This window comes from Psychromarinibacter halotolerans, from assembly GCF_029168315.1.
GTDB classification, from domain to species: domain Bacteria; phylum Pseudomonadota; class Alphaproteobacteria; order Rhodobacterales; family Rhodobacteraceae; genus Psychromarinibacter; species Psychromarinibacter halotolerans.
Genome location: NZ_JARGYD010000005.1, coordinates 259,821 through 284,922, shown reverse-complemented (window position 1 = coordinate 284,922; position 25,102 = coordinate 259,821). Strand labels below are relative to the sequence as shown.

At 66.8% G+C, this 25,102-nt stretch carries 20 protein-coding genes; 9 read left to right on the top strand and 11 right to left on the bottom strand.

Features of this window, described 5'->3' with window-relative positions; all coding sequences use genetic code 11:
- The first annotated feature begins 159 nt into the window (after positions 1–159).
- Positions 160–1,083: a LysR family transcriptional regulator gene (locus P1K30_RS15060; RefSeq protein WP_275633576.1), complete on the top strand. Its 924-nt coding sequence runs from the start codon at positions 160–162 to the stop codon at positions 1,081–1,083.
- Positions 1,084–1,107: 24 nt separating this feature from the next.
- Here P1K30_RS15060 and P1K30_RS15055 read toward each other — a convergent pair whose 3' ends face one another.
- Entirely contained in the window at positions 1,108–2,010 is a 903-nt protein-coding gene (locus tag P1K30_RS15055) for a helix-turn-helix domain-containing protein (RefSeq protein WP_275633575.1), read from the bottom strand.
- A 177-nt stretch (positions 2,011–2,187) separates the two neighbouring features.
- Between P1K30_RS15055 and P1K30_RS15050 the strand changes: the two genes are divergently transcribed.
- From P1K30_RS15050 to P1K30_RS15015, 8 genes are all read left to right on the top strand, one after another.
- A complete protein-coding gene (locus tag P1K30_RS15050; protein WP_338052372.1) occupies positions 2,188–3,582 on the top strand; it encodes an aldehyde dehydrogenase family protein in 1,395 nt (464 codons plus the stop codon).
- A 20-nt stretch (positions 3,583–3,602) separates the two neighbouring features.
- Positions 3,603–4,793 carry an amino acid ABC transporter substrate-binding protein gene (locus P1K30_RS15045; RefSeq protein ID WP_275633574.1) on the top strand — a complete coding sequence of 397 codons (1,191 nt, stop codon included), beginning with the start codon at positions 3,603–3,605 and terminating at the stop codon, positions 4,791–4,793.
- A 64-nt stretch (positions 4,794–4,857) separates the two neighbouring features.
- A complete protein-coding gene (locus P1K30_RS15040; protein WP_275633573.1) occupies positions 4,858–5,724 on the top strand; it encodes a branched-chain amino acid ABC transporter permease in 867 nt (288 codons plus the stop codon).
- Positions 5,721–6,653 carry a branched-chain amino acid ABC transporter permease gene (locus tag P1K30_RS15035; protein WP_275633572.1) on the top strand — a complete coding sequence of 311 codons (933 nt, stop codon included), beginning with the start codon at positions 5,721–5,723 and terminating at the stop codon, positions 6,651–6,653. Before P1K30_RS15040 ends, P1K30_RS15035 begins: the two co-directional genes overlap by 4 nt.
- On the top strand, positions 6,650–7,378 hold the full coding sequence (locus P1K30_RS15030; RefSeq protein ID WP_275633571.1) for an ABC transporter ATP-binding protein: 729 nt from the start codon (positions 6,650–6,652) through the stop codon (positions 7,376–7,378). Before P1K30_RS15035 ends, P1K30_RS15030 begins: the two co-directional genes overlap by 4 nt.
- On the top strand, positions 7,371–8,558 hold the full coding sequence (locus P1K30_RS15025; protein WP_275633570.1) for an ABC transporter ATP-binding protein: 1,188 nt from the start codon (positions 7,371–7,373) through the stop codon (positions 8,556–8,558). The genes P1K30_RS15030 and P1K30_RS15025 overlap by 8 nt, the downstream gene beginning before the upstream one ends.
- Positions 8,559–8,561: 3 nt before the next feature.
- Positions 8,562–10,034: an aldehyde dehydrogenase family protein gene (locus P1K30_RS15020; protein WP_275633569.1), complete on the top strand. Its 1,473-nt coding sequence runs from the start codon at positions 8,562–8,564 to the stop codon at positions 10,032–10,034.
- 73 nt (positions 10,035–10,107) lie between these two features.
- Positions 10,108–11,649 (top strand): flotillin family protein, encoded by a 1,542-nt coding sequence (locus P1K30_RS15015; protein WP_275633568.1) that lies wholly within the window; start codon positions 10,108–10,110, stop codon positions 11,647–11,649.
- A gap of 13 nt (positions 11,650–11,662) precedes the next feature.
- On the opposite strand, the gene P1K30_RS15010 is transcribed toward P1K30_RS15015, so the two are convergent.
- From P1K30_RS15010 to P1K30_RS14965, 10 genes are read right to left on the bottom strand one after another with little or no spacing between them, the layout of a single operon-like run.
- Positions 11,663–12,706 carry an alginate lyase family protein gene (locus P1K30_RS15010; RefSeq protein ID WP_275633567.1) on the bottom strand — a complete coding sequence of 348 codons (1,044 nt, stop codon included), beginning with the start codon at positions 12,704–12,706 and terminating at the stop codon, positions 11,663–11,665.
- A gap of 2 nt (positions 12,707–12,708) precedes the next feature.
- Complete coding sequence (locus tag P1K30_RS15005; RefSeq protein ID WP_275633566.1) at positions 12,709–15,477, bottom strand: tetratricopeptide repeat protein; 2,769 nt, start codon at positions 15,475–15,477, stop codon at positions 12,709–12,711.
- Between the two features lie 28 nt (positions 15,478–15,505).
- A complete protein-coding gene (locus P1K30_RS15000; protein ID WP_275633565.1) occupies positions 15,506–16,135 on the bottom strand; it encodes an alginate O-acetyltransferase AlgF in 630 nt (209 codons plus the stop codon).
- Entirely contained in the window at positions 16,132–17,604 is a 1,473-nt protein-coding gene (locus P1K30_RS14995; protein WP_275633564.1) for an alginate O-acetyltransferase AlgX-related protein, read from the bottom strand. The genes P1K30_RS15000 and P1K30_RS14995 overlap by 4 nt, the downstream gene beginning before the upstream one ends.
- Positions 17,601–18,401 carry a hypothetical protein gene (locus tag P1K30_RS14990; RefSeq protein WP_275633563.1) on the bottom strand — a complete coding sequence of 267 codons (801 nt, stop codon included), beginning with the start codon at positions 18,399–18,401 and terminating at the stop codon, positions 17,601–17,603. Before P1K30_RS14990 ends, P1K30_RS14995 begins: the two co-directional genes overlap by 4 nt.
- Positions 18,394–19,476, bottom strand: coding sequence for an alginate O-acetyltransferase AlgX-related protein (locus P1K30_RS14985; RefSeq protein ID WP_275633562.1), 1,083 nt, complete (start codon positions 19,474–19,476; stop codon positions 18,394–18,396). The genes P1K30_RS14990 and P1K30_RS14985 overlap by 8 nt, the downstream gene beginning before the upstream one ends.
- 14 nt (positions 19,477–19,490) lie before the next feature.
- Positions 19,491–20,951 (bottom strand): MBOAT family O-acyltransferase, encoded by a 1,461-nt coding sequence (locus P1K30_RS14980; RefSeq protein WP_275633561.1) that lies wholly within the window; start codon positions 20,949–20,951, stop codon positions 19,491–19,493.
- A gap of 4 nt (positions 20,952–20,955) precedes the next feature.
- Entirely contained in the window at positions 20,956–22,482 is a 1,527-nt protein-coding gene (locus P1K30_RS14975; protein ID WP_275633560.1) for a right-handed parallel beta-helix repeat-containing protein, read from the bottom strand.
- Positions 22,475–23,872, bottom strand: coding sequence for a mannose-1-phosphate guanylyltransferase (locus P1K30_RS14970; protein ID WP_275633559.1), 1,398 nt, complete (start codon positions 23,870–23,872; stop codon positions 22,475–22,477). Before P1K30_RS14970 ends, P1K30_RS14975 begins: the two co-directional genes overlap by 8 nt.
- A gap of 60 nt (positions 23,873–23,932) precedes the next feature.
- The gene (locus tag P1K30_RS14965) at positions 23,933–25,075 is read right to left on the bottom strand and encodes a hypothetical protein (protein ID WP_275633558.1); all 1,143 of its coding nucleotides are present in this window, start codon (positions 25,073–25,075) and stop codon (positions 23,933–23,935) included.
- Positions 25,076–25,102: the final 27 nt, after the last annotated feature.

Here is a 25,102-nt window from a genome sequence, read left to right as displayed (position 1 = left end):
CCTCCCGGTGTCGGACAGCCCTTCCTCTGGGCCGCCCCCTGCAGTGCAGGATGAAATTTCAGGGCTGATATGCACCCCGTGCAGATCTATGTTGCGTTCCTTCATAACGTTCAATTGATTTTTCTAGCATTCCACATACCAATCTCGGTATGTTAGCGCATGAGATCCGCGATCACTCGCCTGCAACTCAGGCATTTTCAGCTTATCCGCACTATCAATGACCTCGGCCAACTGTCGCTGGCGGCCGAGCGTCTGGCGATGACGCAACCCGCCGCCTCGCGCGCCCTGTCCGAAGTAGAGCGCATCGTCGGCGCGCCGGTTTTCCTGCGCCATCCCAAGGGGATGACGGCCTCGCCCGTCGGCGAGGTTCTGGTCCGCCATGCCGGGCTGCTGCTGTCGGGACTGGATCAAGCGGCGGACGAGCTAGAGGCCTTCCGATCCGGTGCGACCGGCGTGGTGCGGGTCGGCGCGGTGACCGGGGCGTCGGTGGCCTTCGTGGTGCCCGCCATTCGGCGGCTAAAGCAGGAATCCGGCAACCCCGAAGTGCGCGTGGACGTCGCGCCCAGCGTCGACCTGATGCAGGGGCTTATGCAGGGGGAATACGATTTCGTGCTGTCCCGCGTGACGCCCGGCATCGACGCGACCCAGCTTCAGGTGTTGCGTGGCCGGCCCGAACACATGGAATTTCTGGTTCGCGCCGGGCATCCGCTGGCCAGCGGGCCGCGCCCCTCGCTGAAACAGCTGTCGGACTACACATGGGTCGTTCAGGCGCCGGGGATGCCCATCCGCGAGGCCGTCGACCGCGCGCATCTTGCCGCCGGTTTGCCACCGCCGCAGGACGTCGTGAATTCGGCCTCGCTGCTGGTGGTGCTGGCCTTCATCGCGGAATCCGACGCGATCTCTCCCGCTGCGCGCGAGGTGGCGGACCTTGTGCGGTCGATGCGCGCCGACGGTGTCACCACCTTCTTCAGCCACGAGCCGATCACCCTGCCCCCGTATCACCTGATCCGGATGAAAAGCCGCCCGCTCAGCCCCATTGCGCAACGCCTGCTTGAACTGGTGCTGGAAGGACTCAGCGCCTGAAGGCTTCGCGTTCGCGTGGCCCATCTAGGGCCATGCGTGCAGCGCGCCCGCGTCGTCCGCCTCGCGCCGTCGTCTTGGCAGTTCAGCGCGGAACCGACCCGGCGGCAGCCCCGCCGCGCGGCTGAAGAAGCGCGAAAACTGTGACGACGTCGCGAAGCCCAGCAGCCCGGCGATCTGCTCGACGGAATGGGTCGAGCGTTCCAGCAGCATTCGCGCCTCCATCGCCAGCCGTGCGGCGCACAAGTCCTTCGGCGACCGCCCGTCGATGCGCCGGCAGATGTCGCCCAGCCGGTCGCGCGACACGCCCAGCACGCGGGCATAGTCCTGAACCGTCCAGTGATCGCGATAATGTTCTTCCAGCAGGCCACTGAAACGGTTGAACAATTGCTCTGCCGGAGAGCGCGGATTGCCGGCATGGCCCGCCACGTCCTGCGCACGCCAAAGCCGGACCAGCATGATGCGCAGATGAGACTCGATGATGGTGCGCGCCGCCGCCGCCGCACCGGCGCGTTCATCGAGGATCGCGCCGATCCCGGCCTCTAACCGCCGCCGCAGCTGCGGTCTGTCCGCCAGAGCCAGCAGCATGTCCCGTTCGGCGAACCCGCGCAGTTCGGCGGCCTCGGGCGTATGGCCGATGGCGTTTAGCAAGGTCGTGACGCCCACAACCATCAGCGATCCTACAGAGCCCGGCGCGACGACGATCCGCGCGTCTTCGGGCCACGAGATCCATGCCAGCGCCGGCCCGGTGATGTCCCGCCCGCCGTCCGCCGTTTCAAGCCGCGCCGCGCCTTCTTCCAGCAGCAGCGCCGCGCGGGACCGCACCGGCAGGGAATCGGCGCGGCCCAGCACCACGGGCCACAGCCCGCCAGAGAACGCCTTTCCCCGGATCAGTTCGGTCTGGAACGCACGTTCCCTGCCAAGCGGCATGGCTCTCCTCCCTCAAATAGCTAACCGTTTCCCACAGACTGTCATTTACTATGACCGCTGCATAGCGCCTTCTTCCCTGTACGTCGGCTTGACTGGCCGCGGTTCCTGGGGAGGAGAACGCTGTTTCAGTCGCATCTGATCATTAACGGAGAGTCGGAATCCGCGGCTCCGGGACCGGTGTTCGAACGCCGTGGCCCATTGTCGGATGACGTCGTGACCAAGGCGTGCGCGGCGCGCGCGGCGGATGCGCGCCGCGCCGCCACCGCTGCGGCCGCGGCCTTTCACCACTGGTCCGCGACCGCGCCCGGCGACCGTGCCGAGATCCTGCGCCGGGCCGCCACGCTGATGCTGGACCGGCAAGAGGAAGCGGTGGCAATCGCCGCGAAAGAAGTCGGCTCTGCCGCCGACTGGATACGGTTCAACGTCGAAATCGCGGTGGCCATCTTGCGGCAGGCGTCCGAGTTGCCGGATCACATGATGGAAACCGTGACCCAAGGCGCCCTGCCCGGCGCCCGGCTGGTGGTGCGCAGACGGCCCGCCGGTGTGGTGCTGGCCATCGCGCCGTGGAACGCGTCCGTCACGCTGGCGACGCGGGCCGTCGCCGCTCCGCTGGCCTGTGGCAACACCGTGGTTCTGAAGGCCTCTGAACTGTGCCCGAAGACCCATGAATGGGTGGCGCGCGTGCTGATCGACGCGGGCCTGCCGCCGGGCGTGCTGAACTTCGTCACGAACGCGCCGGACCACGCGGAAGAGGTCGTCGCCGCCCTGATCGCGCACCCCGCGGTGCGTCGCGTGAACTTCACCGGCTCGACCCGTGTCGGGCGCGAGATCGCAGTCACCGCCGCGCGGCATCTGAAACCCTGTCTGATGGAACTGTCCGGCAAGGGCACGATGGTCGTGCTGGCGGACGCCGATCTTGACCTTGCCGCCGAAGAAGCCGCGCACGGGGCGTTCTTCAACCAAGGTCAGATTTGCATGTCGACCGAACGCATTGTGGTCGACGCCTCGGTCGCCGACGCGTTCACCCAACGCCTTGTCGCTCGCGCCGAAAGTCTGCGCGCGCCCGCGCCCGGCACGTCGCCGCTTGGGTCGCTTATCAGTCCCGGCGCGGCGCTGCGCCTGCGCGGGATCGTCGATGACGCCTTAAGCCACGGCGCGCGCCTTGCCGCCGGGGGCGACAGCCTTGGCGCGACGTTCCAGCCCACCGTGCTGGATCACGTCACCCCCGGAATGCGCATCTACGCCGAGGAAGCCTTCGGCCCCATCGTCGGCGTGATCCGCGCGGGCGACGCGGAAGAAGCGCTGTCGCTGGCAAACGATACCGAGTTCGGGCTCGTGGTGTCCGTCTTCAGCCGCGACACGGCGAAGGCCGAGGCGCTGCTGCGCACCGTCGAGACCGGCATCGGCCACATCAACCGCTCGACCGTATTCGACGACCCGCTGATGCCGTTCGGCGGGGTGAAGTCATCGGGCTACGGCCGCTTCGGCGGCGACGAGGCGATCCGCGAATTCACCGAGTGTCAGGTGGTCACCCAGCGGGCGGAGGACCCGCAGACCACGGACGCAACATAGGACCAAAGGGAGGAACCAAGATGACGAAGCACATTCTCGGGCTGGCAACGGTGCTGGCCATCGCCGCCGGTGGCGCATCGGCGCAGGAAACGCTGACGATCGGCGCCGTGGGGCCGAAGACCGGCCCGCTGGCCGGTGGCGCTGCGGTGACCTACTGGCCCAACGTCCAGCTGTGGGCGCACGACATCAACGAGCGCGGCGGGCTGGACGTCGACGGCACCAAGTACATGGTCGAGATCGTCGAGTACGACGACCAGACCAACCCCGCGCAGACCATTGCCGCCGTGCAGCGTCTGGCGACGCAGGACGAGGCGGATTTCATCCTGCCGCCCTATTCCACCGGCCTGAACCTTGCCGCCGCGCCGATCTATGACCGCTTCGGCTATCCGCAGGTCACCTCGACCGCGAATACCGGCAACGTCGAGGACCTGTCGTCCAAGTTCCCGAACCTTTACATCACCCTCGGCGCGGCCGACGGCATGGTCGGCGGGCTGGTCGACGTCATGAGCGCGATGCGCGAAGCGGGCGAGATCGGCAATACCGTCGCGATGGTCAACGTCGCGGACGCGTTCGGCATCGAACTGGCAGAGGCCGCGCGCCCCGCCTTCGAAGAAGCCGGGTTCGAGATCGTCTATGACAGCAGCTATCCGCTGGGCACGCAGGACATCTCGCCCGTGGTGCGCGGCGCGAAAGAGGCGGCGCCGGACAGCTTCGTCGCCTTCTCGTACCCGCCCGACACCTTCGCGCTGACCGAGCAGGCGATCATCGAGGACCTGAACGTCAAGGTGTTCTACACCGCCGTCGCCACTGCCTTCCCGGCCTATGGCGACCGCTTCGGCGCGGCGGCGAACGGCGTGATGGGCATCGGCGGCGTCAACGCGTTCGACCCGGCGTTCCAAGACTACGCGGCCCGGCACGAGGAAGTCACCGGCTCCAAGCCCGACAGCTGGGCCTCTGCGATGGTCTACTCGACCTTCCAGATCTACGAGCAGGCGATCGAAGGCGCCGGGTCCATCGACAAGGCCGACGTCGCGGCCTTCATCGCGGACAACGATTTCGACACCCTGATCGGCCCGATCTCGTGGGACGAGAACAACAACAACGCCGCCTACTGGACGGTCGGACAGTGGCAGGACGGTGTCTACACCGGCGTTGCCTCGACCGGGCGTGACGGCGCCGTCGATCCCATCGTGAAGGACGGCTGGGAATAATCCCGGCCCTTGCGCGGGTCCCGACATCGGGGCCCGCGACGCTGACTGACCCGGAAAGACCCTGATGGACATTCTCTTCACCGGCCTTCTGCTTGGCGGCACCTACGCGCTGATAGCGATGGGGCTGAACCTGCAATACGGCATGGCCCGGATCATGAACCTTGCGAACGGCGAGGTACTGGTCGCCGGCGGCTTTGGCGCCTTCTGGTTCTGGACCACCAGCCAGGTCAGCCCACTGCTGACCGTCTTCGTGGTGGCGCCGCTGGCCTTCGCGCTGAACTGGCTGATCTACGTGATCATCCTGCGCCCGCTGGTGAAACGCGCCCGGTCGCGCGGACAGTTGGAAACCGACGCGATCCTGACCACCTTCGGGCTGTCCTTCGTGGCGGTCGGCCTGATGCTGGCGGTCTTCGGCGGCGACTATTTCAGTTATTCCTACCTTGCCCGCCCGGTCCAATTCGTCGGCGACACCTATGGGCTGAACCGCGTGGTCGCCTTCCTGTCGGCCGTGGTGATCTGCGGCGCGCTGTGGCTGTGGCTGTACAACAGCCGCGCCGGCATGTCGGTCCGCGCCATCGCCGTTGCGCCCGACAGCGCAAGGCTGGTCGGCATCAACGTGCCGCGCCTGTCGGCGCTGGCCTTTGCGCTTGGCGGCGCGGTCACCGCGATGGGCGGCGCGCTGGTGTCGATGTTCCTGACGCTGGACGCCTCGACCGGCGTGATCTTCACCCTCAAGGCGCTGATCATCGTCATCATGGGCGGGGTCGGAGACATCCGGGGCACCATCGTCGCGGCGGTGCTGCTGGGGGTCCTCGAAACCTTCGTCGCCCGCATCATCGACCCCGGCCTGACGCTGGCCGCCGCCTATCTTCTGTTCGTCCTGATCCTGCTGCTGCGGCCGCAGGGCCTGTTGGGGAAAAGCCGCTCATGACCCGGACCGAGATCCAGCAGGTCAGCCTTGCCGTCGTCCTTTTGGCCGTCGCCGCCTGCCTGCCCTTCGTGTCGGACGCCTACCTTCTGTCAATTGGCGTCACTATCGCGATGTACACCGTTCTGGCCACCAGCTGGGCGCTTTTCTCGGGGCCGACGCATTACATCTCGCTGGCCACCGCCGCCTTCTTCGGCATCGGCACCTACACCACCGGCATGGGGATCGAGCATCTGCCCTATTGGCTGCTGCTGCCCATCGCAGGCCTGATCGGCGCGGTGCTGGCGGCGCTGGTCGGGATTGCGACGCTGCGCCTGTCCGGCGTCTACTTCGTCATCTTCACGCTGGGGCTGGCCGAGCTGGTGCGGCAGATCATCACTTGGGTGCAGAACGTGTCGGGCCAGAAGGGTCTGTACGTGCTGACCTCGATCACCGAGGAACACATCTACTGGCAGCTTGTCGGCCTAGCCGCGCTGGTGTTCCTGACCGGCTGGGCGATCTGGCGGTCGCGGCTGGGCTTCGCGGTCCGCGTCCTTGGCGACGACGAAGAGGTCGCACGCCACGCCGGTATCAACACCGCCCGCGTGAAGGTGCTGCTGTTCATGGTGCCCGGCGCGGTCGCCGCGATCACCGGCGCGATCCTTGCCCCCCGCTACGTCTATATCGAACCCTCCATCGCCTTCACGCCGATGCTTTCGTTTCAGGTGGTGATCATGGCGCTGCTCGGCGGCACCGGGCGGCTATGGGGGCCGATCGTCGGCGTGATCCCCTTCACCTTCCTGTGGGAGGCAATCGCCGGCACGTTCCCGAACCAGACCACGCTGCTTTTGGGGCTGTCGTTCCTTGTCATCGTCTACCTGCTGCCGAAAGGGTTCGTCGGCCTGATGCAAAGCGCGCGGAACCGCGTGAACCGGCGCGAGGGCTTCGCATGACGGCGGTTCTGTCCTTACGCGGTGCGACCAAGCGGTTCGGCGGGCTGGTCGCAGTGAACGACCTCGATTTCGACGTGGCCGAACACGAGGTGCTGGGCCTGATCGGTCCCAACGGATCGGGCAAATCGACGACGCTGAACCTGATCTCGGGCGCGCTGCGTCCGACTTCGGGCACCATCGCCCTGCGCGGCAGCACCATCTCGGGCCTGCCAGCGCAGGACATCGCCCGGCGCGGCGTGGCGCGCACGTTCCAGCTGGTGCGGCTTCTGCCCTCGATGACGGTGCTGGAAAACGTGATGGCGGGCGCGGTGTTCGGCCACCGCCGCCGCTGGGGCCACGACGCCGAGGCGCAGGCGATGCGGATGCTGGAAAAGGTGGGCCTCTCCCGCCGCGCGCAGGCGCCGGTGGGGCAACTGACCTACATCGACACCAAGCGCGTCGAACTGGCCCGCACGCTGGCGGGCGAGCCCCGCGTTCTGCTGCTGGACGAATGGCTGGCCGGGCTGAACCCGACCGAGCTGGAAGAGGGCATCGCGCTGATCCGGGCGCTGCGCGACGAGGGCCGGACGATCATCCTTGTCGAGCATGTCATGGATGCGATCCGGTCGCTGTGCGACCGCTGCGTGGTGATGTCTTCGGGCGCGAAGATCGCCGAGGGCGATACCGCGACCGTCCTGTCCGACCCGGACGTGATCGAAGCCTATCTGGGGACCGAAGATGCTTGAGATCGACGGCCTATCCGCCGCCTATGGCCAGCACCGCGCGCTGGAAGACGTATCGCTGCGCGTGAACCGGGGTGAGATCGTGGTGATCCTTGGCGCGAATGGCGCGGGAAAATCCACGCTGCTGAAGGCCATCTCGGGCGTCTGCGAGGGCCGGGTGTCCGGGCGGATCGTGATGGAAGGGCAGGATCTGGCGGGCCTTCCGCCGCACCGCGTGGTCGAAGAAGGCATCGCGCTGGTCCCCGAGGGACGCGGGATCTTCGGCGACATGACGGTGGGCGAGAACCTGATGCTGGGCGCGTATTCCGAGCGTGCGCGCGACGAAGAGGCCGGTAGCCTCGACCGGGTGCACGCCTTGTTTCCCAAGCTTCTCGAACGCCGCCGCCAGCAGGCGCGCACCATGTCGGGGGGCGAACAGCAGATGGTCGCCATCGGCCGCGCGATGATGTCGAACCCGTCGATCCTGACGCTGGACGAGCCGTCGCTGGGCCTGTCGCCCCTGCTGTGCAAGGAACTGTTCCAAAGCCTGCGCGCGGTGCGGGACGCCGGGCTGGGAATGCTGTTGGTCGAACAGAACGCGCGGCAAAGCCTTGCCATCGCGGACCGCGGCTATCTGCTGGAGAACGGGCAGATCGTGCACGAGGACCGCGCCGACGCCCTTCTGAACGATCCCGCCGTGCAGCGCGCCTATCTTGGCGGCGCCGCCGCGTCCGACGCCCCGAAACGCAAGCCGGAGGCCCAAGTCATGCGTACCAAGTCTGCCGATCCGTCCGAGATTGCCGCTGCCGCACTGAAGACGGTGGGGCAAAAGCCGCCGCGCCCGGCCCCTGCCCCGCGCCCGTCGCCCGCGCCGGCGCCGAAACCCGAACCGCGCCCCGCGCCACAGCCGGTGCCGCCGTCGGAACCCCGGCCACCGCGCCCCGCCGCGCCCAGCGCCAGCGACCTGCTGGGCACCGATGTCGGCGATCTGGTGGCGCGCGCGGCCAGTTCGTCCAGCCGGCGAGAGCACAGCGCGAATGGCAGAACGCCACCTCCGGCACCCGCACCGTCCGGCCCACGCCCGGCGGCGCCTTCACCGGCCCCGGCCGCCTCTGGCGACCGGCTGGCCGCGTTGCTGTCCGAAATCGAAGGCGCCGCCCGCCGTGCCGAGACGTGGCGGCCCACCAACCCCAAGCGGAGATGACCGATGCTTGACCAGACCAGCGGCCCCGAGATCCGGGGCATGTACATCGGCGGCAGGTGGACCCCCGCCGCCCGCACCTTCGACGACCTGAACCCGTCCGACGACACGCTGTACGCCCGCATCCCCGATGGCAGCCCCGACGACGTCCGCGCGGCCATCGCGGCGGCGAAAGCCGCCTTCCCCGAGTGGGCCGAGCGCCCGTTCCACGAACGCGCCCATGCGCTTTTGAAGATCGCCGACGTCTGGGATCGGCGGAAGGACGAATTCGTCAACGCCGCCGTGGCCGAGGGCGGCGGCTGGTTCGGCAAGGGCATGTTCGAGGCAGGCTACGTGTCCGAAGTGTTCCGGTCCGCCTCGGCGCTTTGCTACCACAACATCGGCGAGGTGCTGCCGTCCGAGCACGGCAAGTTCATGACCGCCACGCGGTTCCCGCTGGGGGTCGTTTCGGTGATCTCTCCTTGGAACATGCCGGGCATCCTGACCTCTCGCGGGTTTGCCGCCGCGCTGGCGGTGGGCAACACCGTGGTGCTGAAGCCGTCCGAGGACACGCCCCACGCGGGCGGGCTGTACTTTGCCGAGATCCTTGAAGAGGCCGGCATCCCGCCGGGCGTCTTCAACGTGGTCACCTGTTCGCGCGAAAGCGTCGGTGCCGTCGGCGACGTGATGATCGAACATCCGGACGTGAAGGCGATCAGTTTCACCGGCTCGACCGCGGTCGGTCGCCACATCGCGGCGAAGGCCGGGGCGCACCTGAAGAAGGCCTGCGTGGAATTGGGCGGCAAGGATTCGATGATCGTGCTGGACGACGCAGACCTTGACGGCGCCGCCCGTGCCGCGAACTTCGGATCGTTCATGCACCAAGGACAGGTCTGCATGTCGACCGAGAAGCTGCTGGTTCAGGACGACGTCTACGACGACTTCATGTCCCGTTTCCTGTCACGCGCCCGCAAGCTGCGCACCGGCCACACCAAGGACCGCGACAACGTGATCGGACCGCTGGTGAACAACCGTCAGGCGCGCCGGGTGAAGGCGCTGATCGACGATGCGGTGGCGCGCGGCGCGACGGTCGAACTGGGCGGCAAGGCATGGGACAACTTCGTCGAGCCTACCGTGCTGACCAACGTCGACAGCTCGATGGACATCTGGCACGACGAGACCTTCGGCCCGGTCGTCGTGGTCTGCCGTTTCGGCACCGATGACGAGGCGGTCGCCCTGAACAACGACACCGAGTACGGGCTGACCGGCGCCGTCTGGAGCCGCGACGAAGCCCGCGCGCTGCGGATCGCCACGCGGCTGGAAACCGGCATCGCCCACGTCAACTGCCAGAACATCAACGACGAGCCGCACGTCCCGTTCGGCGGTGTGAAGTCGTCCGGCGTGGGCCGGTACGGCGGGCGCTGGTCGCTGGACGCCTTCACCGAACTGCGCTGGATCACGCTGGATCGCGGCGGCCGTCACTTCCCGCCGGTGTTCTAACCCGGCTTATACAAATGCACCAAACGCGGCAAAGATTTGCGATCTTTTGCCCTGAAATTGGGAGGAAACGAACATGAGCGCCTTGGGCTGGATCATCCTGATCCTCGTCATCGCTGCCGCGCTGATCGCGCTTGCGGCGTGGTTCTACGACCGTGCGACCAACGAGGTCGCCCTAGTCCGCACCGGCGCGGGTGGTCGCCGGGTGGTGATCGACGGGGGCCTTCTAGCGCTACCTTTCTTCCACCAGATCAGCCGCGTCAACATGCAGACGATCCGGATGCATGTTTCGCGGCTGGGGGAAAACTCGCTGATCACCCGCGACCGGATGCGGATCGACGTGGGCGCCGAGTTCTATGCCTCGGTCATCCCGGACGCCGACGCGATTGCCCGCGCCAGCCAGACTCTGGGCAAGCGGACGTTCCAGCCCGACCAGCTGACCGCCCTGATCGACGGCATGATGATCGACGCGCTGCGATCCGTCGCCGCGCAGATGTCGATGGACGAGCTGCACGAGAACCGCGCCGAGTTCGTGCGCGAGGTGCGCGAGGCCCTGACGGACACGCTGTCGCGCTATGGTCTGCAACTGGACAGCGTGTCGCTGACCACGCTGGACCAGACGCCCTTCAACTCGTTGGACGAGAACAACGCCTTTAACGCCGTCGGGATGCGCAAACTGGCCGAGGTCATCGCGCAGTCCAAGAAAGAGCGGGCCGAGATCGAAGGCGACGCGCAGGTGGCGGTGCGCCGAGCCGAGGTAGAGTCCAACCGTCGCAAGCTGGACATCGAACTGGAACAGCGGCGGGCCGAGATCGCCCAGACGCAGGAGATCGAACTGCTGCTGGCGGCGCAACTGACCGAGGTCGCCCGCCGCAAGGCCGAGGCCGAACAAGAGGCGGCGCAGGCCCGCATCCGCATGGAGCAGCAGATCCAGGCCGCCAACATCGCCCGCGAACTGGCAGTGCGCGAGGCCGAGATCGCCCAGCTTCGGGCGCTGGAGATGGCAGAGCAGGACAAGACGATCCAGACCGCCGCCAAAAGCCAAGAGCAAAGCCGCGCACAGGCCGAGGCGACCGCTGCCCGCGCCGCGCTGATCGAGGCCGAGGAACACCTGTCCACCCTGCGCCAGATGGCCGAGGCCGAGCGCCGCAAGCGCCTGTCGCTGGTTGCCGTCGAGCAGGACACCGAGGGTCAGGCGAAGCGCGCCGTCGCGGATCAAGAGGTCGCCAAGACGAAGGCGGTGATCCGGCGCGAAACGATCGAGACGGACAAACTGGAACGGCTAGCCGCTGCCGAGGCGGAAACCGCCCGCATCGCCGCCGAGAACACCCGGTCCGAGGCGCTGACGGCGATGGAGATGGAAAAGGCGCGGCTGGCCGCCCTGCCCGGCATCCTGAGCGAAGTCGTGAAACCCGCCGAGAAGATCAAGGGGATCTCGATCAACCACATTTCTGGACTGGACCGTCCTGCGGGTGGCAACGGCGGCGGGTCGCCTGTGGATCAGACCGTTGGCGCGATCCTCGACATGGCCGTGTCATTGCCGGCGCTGAAGAAGATCGGCGATGCGGTGGGCGTCAACCTAGAAGGCGTCATGAAGGACGACACCCGGAAGGACTGACGCCCGATCCGCATCAGTTCGTGGGCGCGCCCCACAAAAGCGACTGCGATCCGCCCAGCTTGGAATTGCCAAGCGGGCGGAACTGCTCTGCGTACGCGTCGATCTCGGGGTCCGGAAACAGGGTCAGATAGGCTTCAAGCCACGCCATCTCGTGGCTTTCCAGTTCTTCGGTGCCGTCCCAGTAACTTTGTTCCTTGCCCGAATATTCCATCGCGGCGGCGCCTTCGTTCTCGATGTCGTTCAGGGCATAGATCACGATCCGCTGCAGGGCATCGCCGCAGTTGTCCTTGACCGACAGGCCCTGCTCTTCCAGCAGCGCGGCGGTGACCACCAAGGGCGAAATCGCGTGCAACTGATAGTGCAGTGCGTAATTGCCGCGCTTCATTTCCTGCGGCAGGCTGCCGTCGTCCAGCGCGGTGCACATGACGTGGGTGATCGAGGACGCGGACCAGAACAGCGCGTCGTCGTCGCCCGTTATGTCGCCCACAAGGTTCACGGCCAGCGCGGCCCACGCCCGCAGGTTGCCTGTCTTGGCGCCCGGCGTCGCCTCTTCCTCCCAGAAGGTCATCTGCTCGCGGACGCGGGTGGACAGCCATTCCTCGATCGCCTCGCCCTCGGCCATCAGGCTGCTGTAGGGGCGGACCTGTCGGTACGCCATCGCAAAGCCGGCATAGCGCGCGCCGACGGTAAGACCGGCGTTGAAGGTGCCCAGATCGGACAGGGCGTCGGCCTCTGCCCATTCGGCGATGGCGGCGACCACGCAGTCAGCCTTCTCTTGCCGGTCGTCACCGCCGCGCAGCACCGCGTTGGCCTCGGACGTCAGGTCTCGCAGGAAATCGTCGATCGGGCGCAGCGCGTCGTTTACGGCCTGTTCGGACTCCTCGTCCACCACGGACCGGCTGTCGTCGTCGTCGATATAGCGGCTGCCGTAGGACAGGCTGACGACCGGCTCTGGCACGGTGACGCAGGCCGCTTCCGTTTGGGCGAGCGCCGGTGCTGCGGGGATGCCAAGGCTTGCCGCGGCGGCCAGGCAGATGGTCAGTGTGCGGGTCTTCATGGTTAGCTCTCCTCGCTTAGTCTGATCAGCGCGGTGATTTCGGTTGCTTTGCGGCTGCCACCGGCCGCCGCCTTTTCCAGCCAGGTCACCGCCTCGGCCGGGTTCGCTTGGGTGCCGATGCCGAAGGCCAGCGCCTCGCCGTATTCGGCCATCGCGGTCGTGTCGCCGCCTTCTGCGGCCTTGCGCAGCCAGTCGGTGGACTCGGCCAGCGTGTCGGCATCCTCGGCGGTCTCTTGCAGATACTGGCCGTAGGCCCGCATCGAATAGATGTCGCCGTTCGCCGCCGCCGTGCGGTACAGGACAGGCATGTCGAGGCGGGCCTCGATCTCTGCCTTCACGGCGTCGTCGGCGCCGCGATAACGGCTGAGGTAGCTTGCCAGCATCTCCCATTGGTCGCCCTCGCGGGCCGCGTCGATCATGGCGACCGCGCCCTCGGGATCGTAGGTCGGCTGATCCGCCAGAAGCGCCAGTTCGAACAGATCGCGCGATGCGCTGTCGTCGCCCAGCGCGACGGCCTGCTCCAACAGCGTTTGGGCCTCGGTCGCGGCATCCGGGCCGCCTGCGTCCATCTTCATCTCGGCCAGCCCGCGCATCGCCCATGCGTTCTGGCCGGTCAGGTGCTCTGCGATGTCCAGCCAGTGCGACACCTCGGTCTCGTCGCCCAACGTGTTGGACAACTGCGCCATAGCCATTGCGTGCTTGTAGTCGCAGCGCATGACGCCGGCCGCGCGGGACAGGTACAGATCGCGAGTTTCGCCCTGAACGAAGGGCGCGGCGAAGACCAGCGCGTCGAAGTCGCCGTTGTCGGCGATGACCCCGGCATATTGGTCGTAGATCGTCTGACGGTGCGCGGCGTCGGCATCGAGGCTGGCGATCAGCTGGATCGCAGCGCCGATCCCGGCTTCGGCCGGTTCGCGCAGCAGCGCAAGGATATCCTCGCGCGTGGTGGCATCACCGGCAGCGTCATAGTCCAGCAACGCCTGCGCCAGTTCCAGCGCCGCCGGTGCGCCCGACTGCTGGTATTCACGCCGCAGCATGTCGAAGGCGGCAAGGCGCTGTTCGGGGTTGCTGGCAAGCTGCAGTTCAAGCTTGGCGAGGGCGTTCAGCACGTCGTTGTACTGCTCGGAATATTCCTGCCAGAACTCGCGCATCTCGTCGTCGGCGAAGGCGGCATAGTCGAGGTATTTCAGCCAGCTCGCCAGAGAGCTTGGCCGCCCATACAGCGCCTGGCTTTGGATGATCGCGATTTCGCGCGGGTTCTGTTCCGGGGTAAGGGCAATCAACTGCGCCACGGGGATCTCGATGTTGGCAGAGGCGGTGGCCTCTTCGGTGGCGGACCAATAGGCGGCTTCTTCCAGCCGGGGGCTGTCGGCGGCCTGACACATGAACGCGGCGGCCAGCCGTTTTGAAGGCGTCACACCGCCATAGACGGACACCGACCGGCTGAGCATCCCGATCGCACGCTCGAATTCCTCGGGCGACTGGCGGCGGGCGATCAGCATGGTCGCAAGGCGGGTGATGCCGTCAAGGTCGCCCCGCGCCGAGGCTTCTTCCAGCAGGGCCATCGCCTGCGCCTCGCCAGCCCAGCGGCCTTTGGTTTCCAGCACGTTCTGCGCAAGGCGGGTGAACACCCAGCCCGGCGCGTCGTTCATCTCGGAAATCGCGGTCAGCGCCGCGATGCGGTCGTCCTGCTGCCCGGCGTATTCTGCCTTATGTTCTTCAAGGAACAGCGCGACGCGGGTCAGGCCGGGACGGCCGCCGCCAGCGGCCGCGGCCTTGTACAGGGACAGGGCGCGGTCAAGGTCGTGTTCGACCAGCGATCCGGCTTCGTACAGGCGGCCAAGTTCGATCTGGGCATAGCTCAGCCCGCCGTCGGACGCCTGCGTCAGGTACTTCAGCAGGACGTCGTTGTCCTTTTCGAAGCCTTCCGCCTGCATGTGATATTCGACCACTTTCCACGCGGCATAGTCGTCGCCCAGATCGGCGGTGAAGCGATACCAGTCGTGGGCAAGGCGTGCGTCGTGGGTGACGACTTCGCCGTTGTGGTATTCACGGGCGATGCGCGAGGTGCGGTCGCAGATGGTCGGGTTCAGCTCGCCCACCAGCGACCCGAAGGCCATCGTGACGGCAAGATCGACCGGCACGTCCCAGCCTTCCGGGGCACGGCCCTCGGCGGCCAGTTGCGACAGGGTCAGCAGCGCGTCAGCGTTGCCGCCATAGCCCGCCGCGATCAGCAGCTCGTCCGCGCGGGCATTGTCGCGTTCCACGCCGATACCATCGCGATAGAACCGCGACAGGGCGTTCTGGATGCGCGGCGAATCCGATCCTTCCATCCGCGCAAGATCCGGCACCAGCCGCCGCGCGCGCAGTTCTTCGTAGCGGCCCGCGTCCTCCATCGCCTGAATGCGGGTCAGCAGCGCGTTGCGGCCAGCGAACTTGGGGTCGCGTTCCGCCAGCCGGTCGATCATCGCGTCGATGGTGCCGAACCAGCGGCGGGCGTCGATCTGTTGCAGGCGCTTCAGATCCCGCCGCACGAAATCCGACTCCATATCCGGCAGCGCGCCCCCGTCCCAGTCGGACCACAGGGCCACGGTCTCTTCGTCCGGCGGACGGGCGATGCAGACCTCTTGCGGCGCCATTTCGGGCGGGCGAAAGACAAGGTCGATGGTGTCTGCCGGGGCGCGGGGCGCCGCCACGATGGGCAGCGCCGCCGCAAGCACGAGGGTTCGGGCAATACGCCGGACAGGGCGGAGGTCGGTTCGGGATGTCATGCGGTTCGCCCCCCTCGGGCTGATCGTCTTACTGGGTGTAGCTGTTGGGAACCGCGATGGCGGTATAGGCGCCATCCAGTTCGGTCAGGACGATGGACACGCCCGCCTTGCGCTTCAGTTCGACCGCCGCGACCGAGGCGAGGGTTTCGCCATCCGCGCGCAGTTCGAAATCCAGCGTCAGCGGCGCCTTCAGGGCGACGGACTTGCCAAGGCCGGGCGCGACATCGCCGATGGCCACCGCCTTGGCGGCCGGAACGTACAGCTCGACTGCGTCGTTGCCGGTGAGGTTGTAGAAGCTGACGTCCGACTTCGACGGGCTGTTGACCATCGTGTCGGTCAGCACCTCGGGTTCGCCCGCCTCGGACAGCACCACCGTGTAGTAGCTGCTTGGCGCGACCTCGATGCTGGTGGTGGCCGACGGCAGCGCCACCTCGACACTGCCCGGCATCACGTTGACGTAGGACGACACGCCCTCGTCGAGGTTGCGCACCTCTGTGCCGTCGACAGTGGCGAAGGCTTCGTCCGGGGCAAGCACGCGGATGAAGCTGGAATTCGGGTCGAACACATCCTGATACAGACCGTCATCCTGCGCGATGACCGGGCCGGTCGCGGCAGACAGGGCCAGCATCCCGGCCAGTACGAAACGACGAGATTTCATGATTTTTCCTCGCTTTGGTTGGAACACACGGAAAGGGTCGGAGCCGCGCCGTAGACTTGCGACATCTCGATTTCGACTTGCACCGGGCCATCCGGCCACAGGGCGGACAGTGGCATGTAGAACCGCCCGGTCCGGCGCAGGCGTTCGCCTCGGGCCACGGACTTGGTGCGCCGGTAGCCATCAGCGGACACGAAGGTGAACCGCGCCTCCAGCCCGGCAGACCCCGACGTGTCGAGGAACAGGCTGTCGCTGGCATCAAGATCCATCCCGTCCAGATCGGCGGTCAGGACCGTGCGGCTGTCGTTCAGGGTCGCGTCCAGCGGGGTGTCGCAGGCGCCGCGCGCCGCCGCGATCAGCTCGCGCATGGGCTGGTCGCCGTACTGGGCGAGGTTGTTGTAGATCGGGTTCTCCCAGACAAGGAACCTTGGCCGGTTTTCCTGAAACTCGGCGGACGTCATGTACGAGATCATCGCGCCGAACTGGTTGCCGCCGGTGATCGCGTAGTTGATCACTTCCAGATCGCTATGTTGGGCAAGGAAGCCGGGGAAGTTGTTGATCGGTGAATCCGAGAACGACGTGCCCAGCAGCGCAACCGGCACCGAGGCTTCCTGTTCGCCGAACAGATCGAAGCCGCCGCCGCCCGCATCCTCGTCATCGCCCAGCCCGATGTCGATGCCGGGATCTTCGGACGCCGGGGCCTCGTCGGTCGTGCCAAGTCCGATGTCGACCGGACCATCGTCGCCGGTGTCGCCCAAGCCGATGTCGATCGCACCGTCTTCGCCCTGCCCCAGATCGACCGAACCGTTCGAGATCACCGTGTCATAGGTCATTGTCTGCGGCTCTGGCAGCGTGTCCAGGCAGTGCTTTTGCAGGATGCGGCGCATCCCGGAAAAGCCGGTGTCCATGCCGGTTTCGACGGTCTCGAACACGGTCTTCGGCAGGTCCGCATAGTCCGGCTGCGCCCGGATCACGTCGGCAATCGCGGCGGCGGTCAGGTCCGCGCCCCGGGCCGTCCAGTGAAAGTCGGCGCGGAAGAACGGCAGCGCGTCGCCGGGTGCGTCCTTCATCGCGCTTCGGGCGTCGACGGTCAGCACGCCGGCCTCTTGCAGGCGTTCGATCACCTGATCGTGGGTCCAGCTGGCGATTTCCAGATCGAACCCGTACAGCCGCGCCTCGTCCGGCAGCAGGTCCGGCAGCACAACGGATTTTGTGGGGATCGGCACGTAGATCAGCGTTGTGCCCCGCTCGGCCAGCGCGCGGCTAAGGGCGGCCATGTCGGCGACGACTTGATCCGAAAAGGAATGGTGCAGACGAAGGTCCGCGTGGATGCGGTAGAACACGCCGTCGCGGCCTTCGATCGTGGGCAGTTCCTTGTCGGTCTCCAGCCCGGTACATCCGAAGGCCGAAGGCGTCTCGGCCAGCGCCGGAGCGGCCAGTGCGATCAGGGCGGTGGTCAGCAGGTATTTCATTGGGTGTCCTCCGTGATGGGGGCGTCATCCGTGTCCGGCGCCAGAGCAGGCAACGCGGCCAGCGCCGTCTCGACCCCTGGCAGCAGGTTTCCGGCGATCAGGACGGTGCGCATCGACTCCGACGCCTGCGCGCGTTCGAGGTAGTCGCGGGCGCGTTCCAGTTCTTCGCGGGTCGGGTCCGGCTGTTGCAGCAGCGCGGTGGCCAGTTGCAGCGACACCGCCCCGTCGCCGCTGCCAGCCAGCACAAGGCTTTCGACGTCGTCGCCGAAGCTTCCGAACGGCACGCCATCCAGATGGTACTGAAGCACCGCGTCGATGGCGCGGCTGTTCCCGGCGCGCGCATAGGCCAGAAGAATGTCGCGGATCACGTCCAGCCGTCGGGGCGGGACGGCGTCCACGTCCTTGATCGCATCGACGGCCTTCACCAGCCCGAAGATCGCCCCCGCCCGCCCGGTCGCGGCGGCCATGCCGTAGTAATGCGCAGCGTCGTCGGCAAGGTCGGGGTTGCCCGTCTCCATCAGGCGCTCGGCGAAGCGGTACGACGCGAAGCCGTCGCCGCGATCGGCCATCTGGCGCAGATCGGTCATCGAAACGGTCTGCCCGTCGATCAGCCGCCGCCGTGCCTGTCGCAGGTTCCACGGCAGATCACGGGTGGACCGAAGCCCGGGCGCAAGCTCGACCGCGATGCGCTTGGCCTCGGGGTCGGCGGAACTGCCGCCGGTGCCAAGGTCGACAACCTGCGCCGTGGCGGGCCCTGCGAACGCCAGCATGGTCGTGGCAAGGATAACGTTACGCATCCTGCCGCTCCTCGGCGCGGTCCATCAGCGCCGGATCGGTCAGGTAGCGAACCGGGAATTCCCAGATCACCACTGGCGGCACCTCTTCGGTGCCGGAGGCAAGGCGCGACAGGAACGCCGCCATGGGCGCGACGGGGCCCTGCCCCTCCTCGGCATAGTTCAGCACGTCCTGTGCCAGCGACAGCTTCAGCGCTTCGGCGAAGCTCCAGTTCGGGTTCGCGGAATAGCTGGTGCCGACCAGCGCATAGGCCCCGCTGGCGCCGCCGCCGAAGATATCCATGCCGCCATCAGCGTCGGTTTCAGCCACGGCTTCGGCCACGTAGGGCGTTACATGCTCGGGGCGCAGGCCGACGAAGGGCGCCAGACTGTCCGAGGTCACGAAGGACACGAGGTCGCCGGTAAAGCTGACCGCCGGGCCGGGCACCACGTCGAACGACGCGTCACCGATCGCCACACGGCCAGAGTTGGCGACCGCCTCGGCCACGTCGCGGGCGGCGGCGGGTGTCCAGTGGGTATCGGTGCGGAAGAAGGGATCCGGGCGTTGCGACAGCACCGGGCGGGTGTCCACGGTTTCCACCCCGGCCCCGTCAAGCGCCCGAAGGAAGGCGGCATAGTCCTGTTCGATCCGTTTGGACGGAGCGTCCTCACCGGCCTGCGCGCGTTCCATGTCCAGTTTCGCCGGAAGCGGCACGACCACCAGTTCGGCCCCCGCCGCGCGCAGCGTCTCGCGGACGCTGGCGATGTAACCGACCGTCTTGTCCAGCCCGTGCGGCGCGGTTGCGAGCGGGCGGTATTCCTCGTCCGAGAACAGCCAGCCGTCGCGCCCGACGACGACACCGTCGCGCCCTTCGCCCAGCGCGATATAGCGGACCGCACCGATGATGCCGACGGCGGGGTCGCGGTGCGGCAGGTTCGCGCGGTAGATCGTGTCGATCTCCTGCGTGACCTCGCCGCTCCACAGACCGGCCCATTTCGGACCTTCGACATCCGACGTAAGCAGGCTGTAGTTGGCGAAAGCGGCATAGCCGAAGAAGGCGGCCGGGATCGTCAGTTTCAGGGCTTTTCCAATCGACATCGGCGCGTCTCCGTTCAGAACTGGAAGTAAAGGAAGGGCGAGAAGCTTTGCTCGGCGAGCTTCAGGACGGTCAGAACCCCGATCGCCAGCACCGCCACGACCGACACGGCCTGCATCAGGGCGCCCTGCGCGGCGTGGCCTTCCACGATCACGGTCCCGTCGTGGGACACCGGGGCGTTCTTCACCGGGCGGCTGAAATAGTCGTGGATATGCGGTTCCAGAAACACCACCACGGCGGCGACAAGGGCCAGCGCGACGCTTTCGCGGGTAACGTCCATCCACAGCGCCGGGTCCCCGGTCAGGCCATTCGCGCCGAACATGCCCGCGTAGACCTCGAACCCCTCGGAAACGGTGGTGGCGCGGAACATGACCCAGCCGATCAGGACGAAGAACAGCGTCAGCGGCAGCGCGATCCAGCTGCCCGCCGCGCGCTTGTCCCAGCCGGTGTAGCGTTCGGCCGCCAGAAGCCCGCCGTGCCAGAAGCCCCACAGAACGAAGGTCCAGTTCGCGCCATGCCACAGGCCGCCCAGAACCATCACCGCCATCAGGTTGAAGTACGTGCGGCCCGGCCCCTTACGGTTCCCGCCCAGCGAGATGTAGAGATAGTCGCGCAGCCAGTTCGACAGCGAGATGTGCCAGCGGCGCCAGAACTCGGTGATCGAGCGGCTGATGTAGGGGAAGCGGAAGTTCTCGAGGAACCGAAAGCCCATCATCCGGCCAAGCCCGATGGCCATGTCCGAATAGCCCGAGAAGTCGAAGTACAGCTGCAGCATGTAGGCCAGCGCCCCGGCCCACGCGAGCGCCATGCCGACCTCGCCTCCGCCGAATACCACGTCGGCCAGCGGCGCCACGGCGTCGGCAAGGATGACCTTCTTGCCCAGACCGATCAGGAACCGCGCAAGGCCGTCGCAGAACAGCTCGACCGAGTGCTCGCGTTCGCGGAACTGGTCCTCGAGATCCTTGTAGCGCAGGATCGGGCCGGCGATTAGCTGCGGGAACAGCGCGATGAAGGCGGCGAAGTCGATAAAGCTGGCGTCGGCGGTCGCGTCGCCGCGATGGACGTCGATCAGGTAGCTCAGCGCCTGAAACACGTAGAACGAGATGCCGATGGGCAGGATCAGGTGCCAATGCACGCCCAGCCCCGCCGCGTCGGTGCCCATCAGGGCCGCAAAGCTATCGATGAAGAAGTTCAGGTACTTGAACACACCCAGCACGCCAAGGCACCCAACGACGCCGATGCCCAGCCAGACTCGCCCGGTCTTGGTTCCGCGATGCTTCGCGACCTGCTGACCGACGACGTAAGCGAATGCGGTGGTCAAGAACAGCAGGCCAAGGAAGTCGACCCGCCACCACGCGTAGAACACGTAAGACCCGGCAAGGATCGTGTAGGACTTCAGCCGCGTCGGCGTCAGGTAGTAGGCCGCAAGGAACAGCGGCAGGAACAGGAACAGGAAGGATTCCGAAGAGAAGACCATCGCGTCAGCTTTCGTGTTCGGGGCTGCAGGACAGGGGCGCCAGACCGTCGCGCGGGGCGTGTCCCACGCTTAGCAACATGTCGGTCTCGCCCCGGAGGTTTCCGACGATCTCGGACGTCAGCCCGTTCAGGTCGCCATCGAAAAAGCGGGGGAACTGGTCGGTCAGGTCGTTGCCGCGCAGGTCCAGCTTGCCGCCCGACGCGCTATCCAGACCGGCCCGGTTGCCGACGAACAGGTTGGCGTCGACCACGGTCGGCGTTTCGCCCGGCTGGTCCGCGACGAACAAGCCGGCGCTGCCGTTGGCAAGGATCCGGTTGTCGCGCACCACGCCGGCGCGGACCGCGCGCAGCGAAATTCCCTTCATCCGGTTTTCCAGCGCGACGTTCCCGGCAAGGACCGCGCAGTCGCTGGCCTCGACCGTGATGCCGACGCCGTCCGCGCGCCACACGATGTTGCCCGTGATGCGGGCCGAATGGCTGGCGTCGTCGACACGGATCGCACCGCCACCGGCCCGGAAGATGCGGTTGTCCGCAATCACCGTACCCGTCGAGGCATTGGTGACCCGGATCGCGTTGCCGTCGACACCGTCCAGAAACAGGTTGCCCGAGATCACGGCGTCCTTCGTGGCGCGAAGCTCTACCGCCTCGCCGCGCATCGCGTGGAACAGGTTGCCGGTCACCACAGGGGCGCTTGCGCCCTTCAGCGTCAATGACAGGACGTCGCGCAGCACCGATCCGGTCACCAGCGTGCGGTCCTCTGCGGGGTAAAGCCCGCCGGTGAACTGGGTCACGCCCCCGAAGGCCGGTGACACGTCGAAGCCAAGATTCTGAAGGCGCGCATTGCGGAGCACCATGTGGCCGGTGCCAGCCGTGATCACAAAAGGCGCGAATTCGGGCACGTCGGCATGTTCGGCCCCTGCACCCTCGATCGCGCCGCCGTTGACGACAAGCGCGCCGAAGTTCGCAAGAAAGGCCCCGTCGGCGCGGCTGAGTTTCAGCGTCTCGCCCTTGCCGACGATCAGGCGCGCGCCGGGCCAGATCACCAGCGGCAAGGTCAGCCCGTCGGGGCCGCTTGCGTCGATGACTTCGGGCGTCTTCATCAAGTCGGACAGCGCGATCGTGCCCTTCTGCACGGCGATGGCCTTGGGCGTATCGCCGTGCTGGGCCCGCAGCACCATAAGCTGGCCGTTCGCGCCCGCCGACTGCGACATCTGCAAAAGCGTCACCCGGACGTCGATCAGCGAGACCTCGGCATCGGGAAGCAGGGTCAACGTGTCATAGTGGACCTCGACAGGTGGCGGCAGGATCTGAAGACCGTCGGCCGCGCCCAGTTCGGGAAGGGCCGACAGGCCCTTTGCCGTGCTTGCCGCGCCGGACAGGGTGGCATAGGCGCCGACAATGCCGCGGCGCAGTTCCGCATAGCGGTCGATCGCCTGCGCCTGCACCGAGGCGCAGGCCAGCGTCGCCAGCACCGCGCCCATCATGGGCGCCATCATGGACGCTAGCCCGCCTGTCCGCCGCGTATCAGCCATGCTGGACGATCTCCGGGGCAGCGACGAGGGCCGCGTTCATGGTGACCAGCAGCGCCTCTACCGGGTCGTTCGCGGTGTTGGTCAGGTGCGCGCTGCCGTCCGGACCCAGCATCAGGCGTTCGCCCGCTTCCAGTTTGCGGCGGCTGAGGCCGTCGAACACCTCAAGCTTGCCATGCACCGAGATCAGCTGGCGCCCCGGCAGCGGATCGACACTGATCGAGGCACCCGGATTGATACGGATTACCGACATGTCGTAATCGCTGTTGTTTAGAAGCTGCTGGCTTTGCCCCCAGTCGTGATCGCGGGTGACGTGGCGCACCGCCTCGATCCGCTGTTCGTCCTTCAGCGTCGAGACGACCTCTTTCACGTTCTGGCACATGCCGCGCTGGGTCACGAGCACCGCGTCCGGCGTGTCGACAACGATGACGTCGGACATGCCGACCACCGCGACCAGCCGCTTTTCGGCCTTCACCAGCGTGTTCTCGGTGTTGACCGTGATGACATCGCCATGCAGCACGTTGCCGCTTTCGTCCTGCGTGCCGATGGCGTGCATCGAAGTCCAGCAGCCGACGTCGCTCCATTGAACATCGAGCGGCGCCAGGGAGACCGCGGGGGACCGTTCGAAGATGTTGCGTTCCGTCGGCTCGTTCACCGCGCGGCGGAAGCTGTCAGCGTGCAGCTCGAAGGCATGGAAGCCCTGCTCGCCCCGTTCCAGCGCGTTGTTCACCGCGTCATAGGTGGTGCGGTCGAGCCGCTTGAACTCTTCGATGATCGTCTCTGCCATGAACAAAGAGATCCCCGAGGCCCAGTAGGCGAACCCGCTTTGGATCAGGTGCGCCGCGCGGCTGAGCGGCGGTTTCTCGACGAACTCGGCGACGCGGTGCAGATCCTTGTGCTCGGTGAAGCTTCCGCCATCGGTGATGTAGCCGTAGCCGGTTTCCGGATAGGTCGGCTTGATCCCGAAGATCACGATCCGTCCGTCCAGCGCCGCCTGGCGCATCTGCATGATCGGGGTGTTCAGGTTGCCGATGATGACGTGGTCCGAGGGAAGGACGAGCATGAGGCCCTTGGGGTCCGTCTTCGCGATCTGAAGCGCCGCGGCAAGAACCGCCGGGCCGGTGTTTCGCGCCACCGGCTCTGCCAGTACCGTCGCCGGGCATTGCAGCGCGTCCAGCTGACGGCGGACGACCACCGCGTGCTGCGCCGAAGTGACGACATAGGGGTCGGCGAACACGCCGCCGCGATGCCGCTGCACCGTCGCCTGAAAGAAGGTCAGCGACCCTGCGCCGTTCACCGACTGGAATTGTTTCGGGCTTTGGGCGCGGGACATCGGCCAAAGGCGCGATCCCGAGCCACCACAAAGTACGACCGGGTGAATATCACTGTTCATCATTGGCCTCCTGTGCCATCCCGTTCCGGCCCTCGGCCGCGGGGTATTCGCGTAGGGAAATCATTCAGTCGTCAGATCGCTGACAAGCGCGGTCCACGCGCCGCCGATGCGGGTGCCTGCGTCGTTCCATGTGCTGCCAAACCAGTCCGGCAGCAGGGTCCGGCGGAACCGCAGCCGGGCAGTCGTGCCCGGCGCGAGCGTGCCCGCCATCTCATCCGGCAGCGCAAGTTCGGCGGGAACTGTGTCGCCCGGCTCCATTCCTTCGCCCTGCATCAGGGAAACGGACACCGGCACGACGTCGCCGCTGGCCAGCACCAGTTCGGCCTCGTCCCCCGCGAACATCCGCGCGACGCCTTCGAAGCTGACTTGCGTGCGGGCCTCGAGCCCCGCGTCCGGCTCGACCAGCTTGACCAGCGCCGTGCCCGGCAGGATCGTTGCGCCTTCGTAGAAGTCCGGCAGCGCCTGCAGATCACAGTCGCAGGGCATCTCGACACTGAGAAAATCGCCAGAGTTCGCGCTGATCGAGTAGATCACGTCACCGGCGCCCGCATCCGCGTTCACATAGGTGATCTGACCGGCGGCGGTGGATCGCAACGTCTCGCCCGGGATGGACACCACGACGGGCTGGCCCTCGTAGCTGAACATCACCCGGTTGTGGATCACCTGCCCCGCCACGACGATCAGCCCGAGGCTAAGCCCAAGGATCGCAAGGCGCTTCAGCCCGTTCCCGGCCCGCCCGGCGACGCCGCGCCGCGCAAGCGGCGGCTTCGTCTTAACCTTGGTCGGCCCGGTGTAGCCGAGCATCTGCCCGATCGACACAAGGTCCCCGGCGATCGCGCTGTTGAGAATGTAGCGCAGCGGCGCAAGGTGCCCGGCGGTCGGGTCCGTGAACCGAAGCTCGTAGGTCGCGTCGGCCTCGTTGCCCTGCCGCAGTACGCGCACCTCGGGGTAGAGGTTGGTCGAGAAGCCCTCGAAATCGAACCGAAGCGTCACGGGACGCACGCTGCCTTCGGCGTTCGGTGGCAGCAGGCCGGTCACCACCGCTCCGGTCACCGACAGGCTGCGGCCTTCCATCCTGCGGTCGCCGATGACGGCGGTGAACGGCACCGGGATCTGCGGATGCTCGCCGTCGTGGACGAACCCGTCCGGCACGGCGGTCCGGCTGGCAGGGGCGTCCGAAAGGGTCATGTCGGTGTCACTCATGGATCGGTCCTTGTGTCGGGTTCGGAT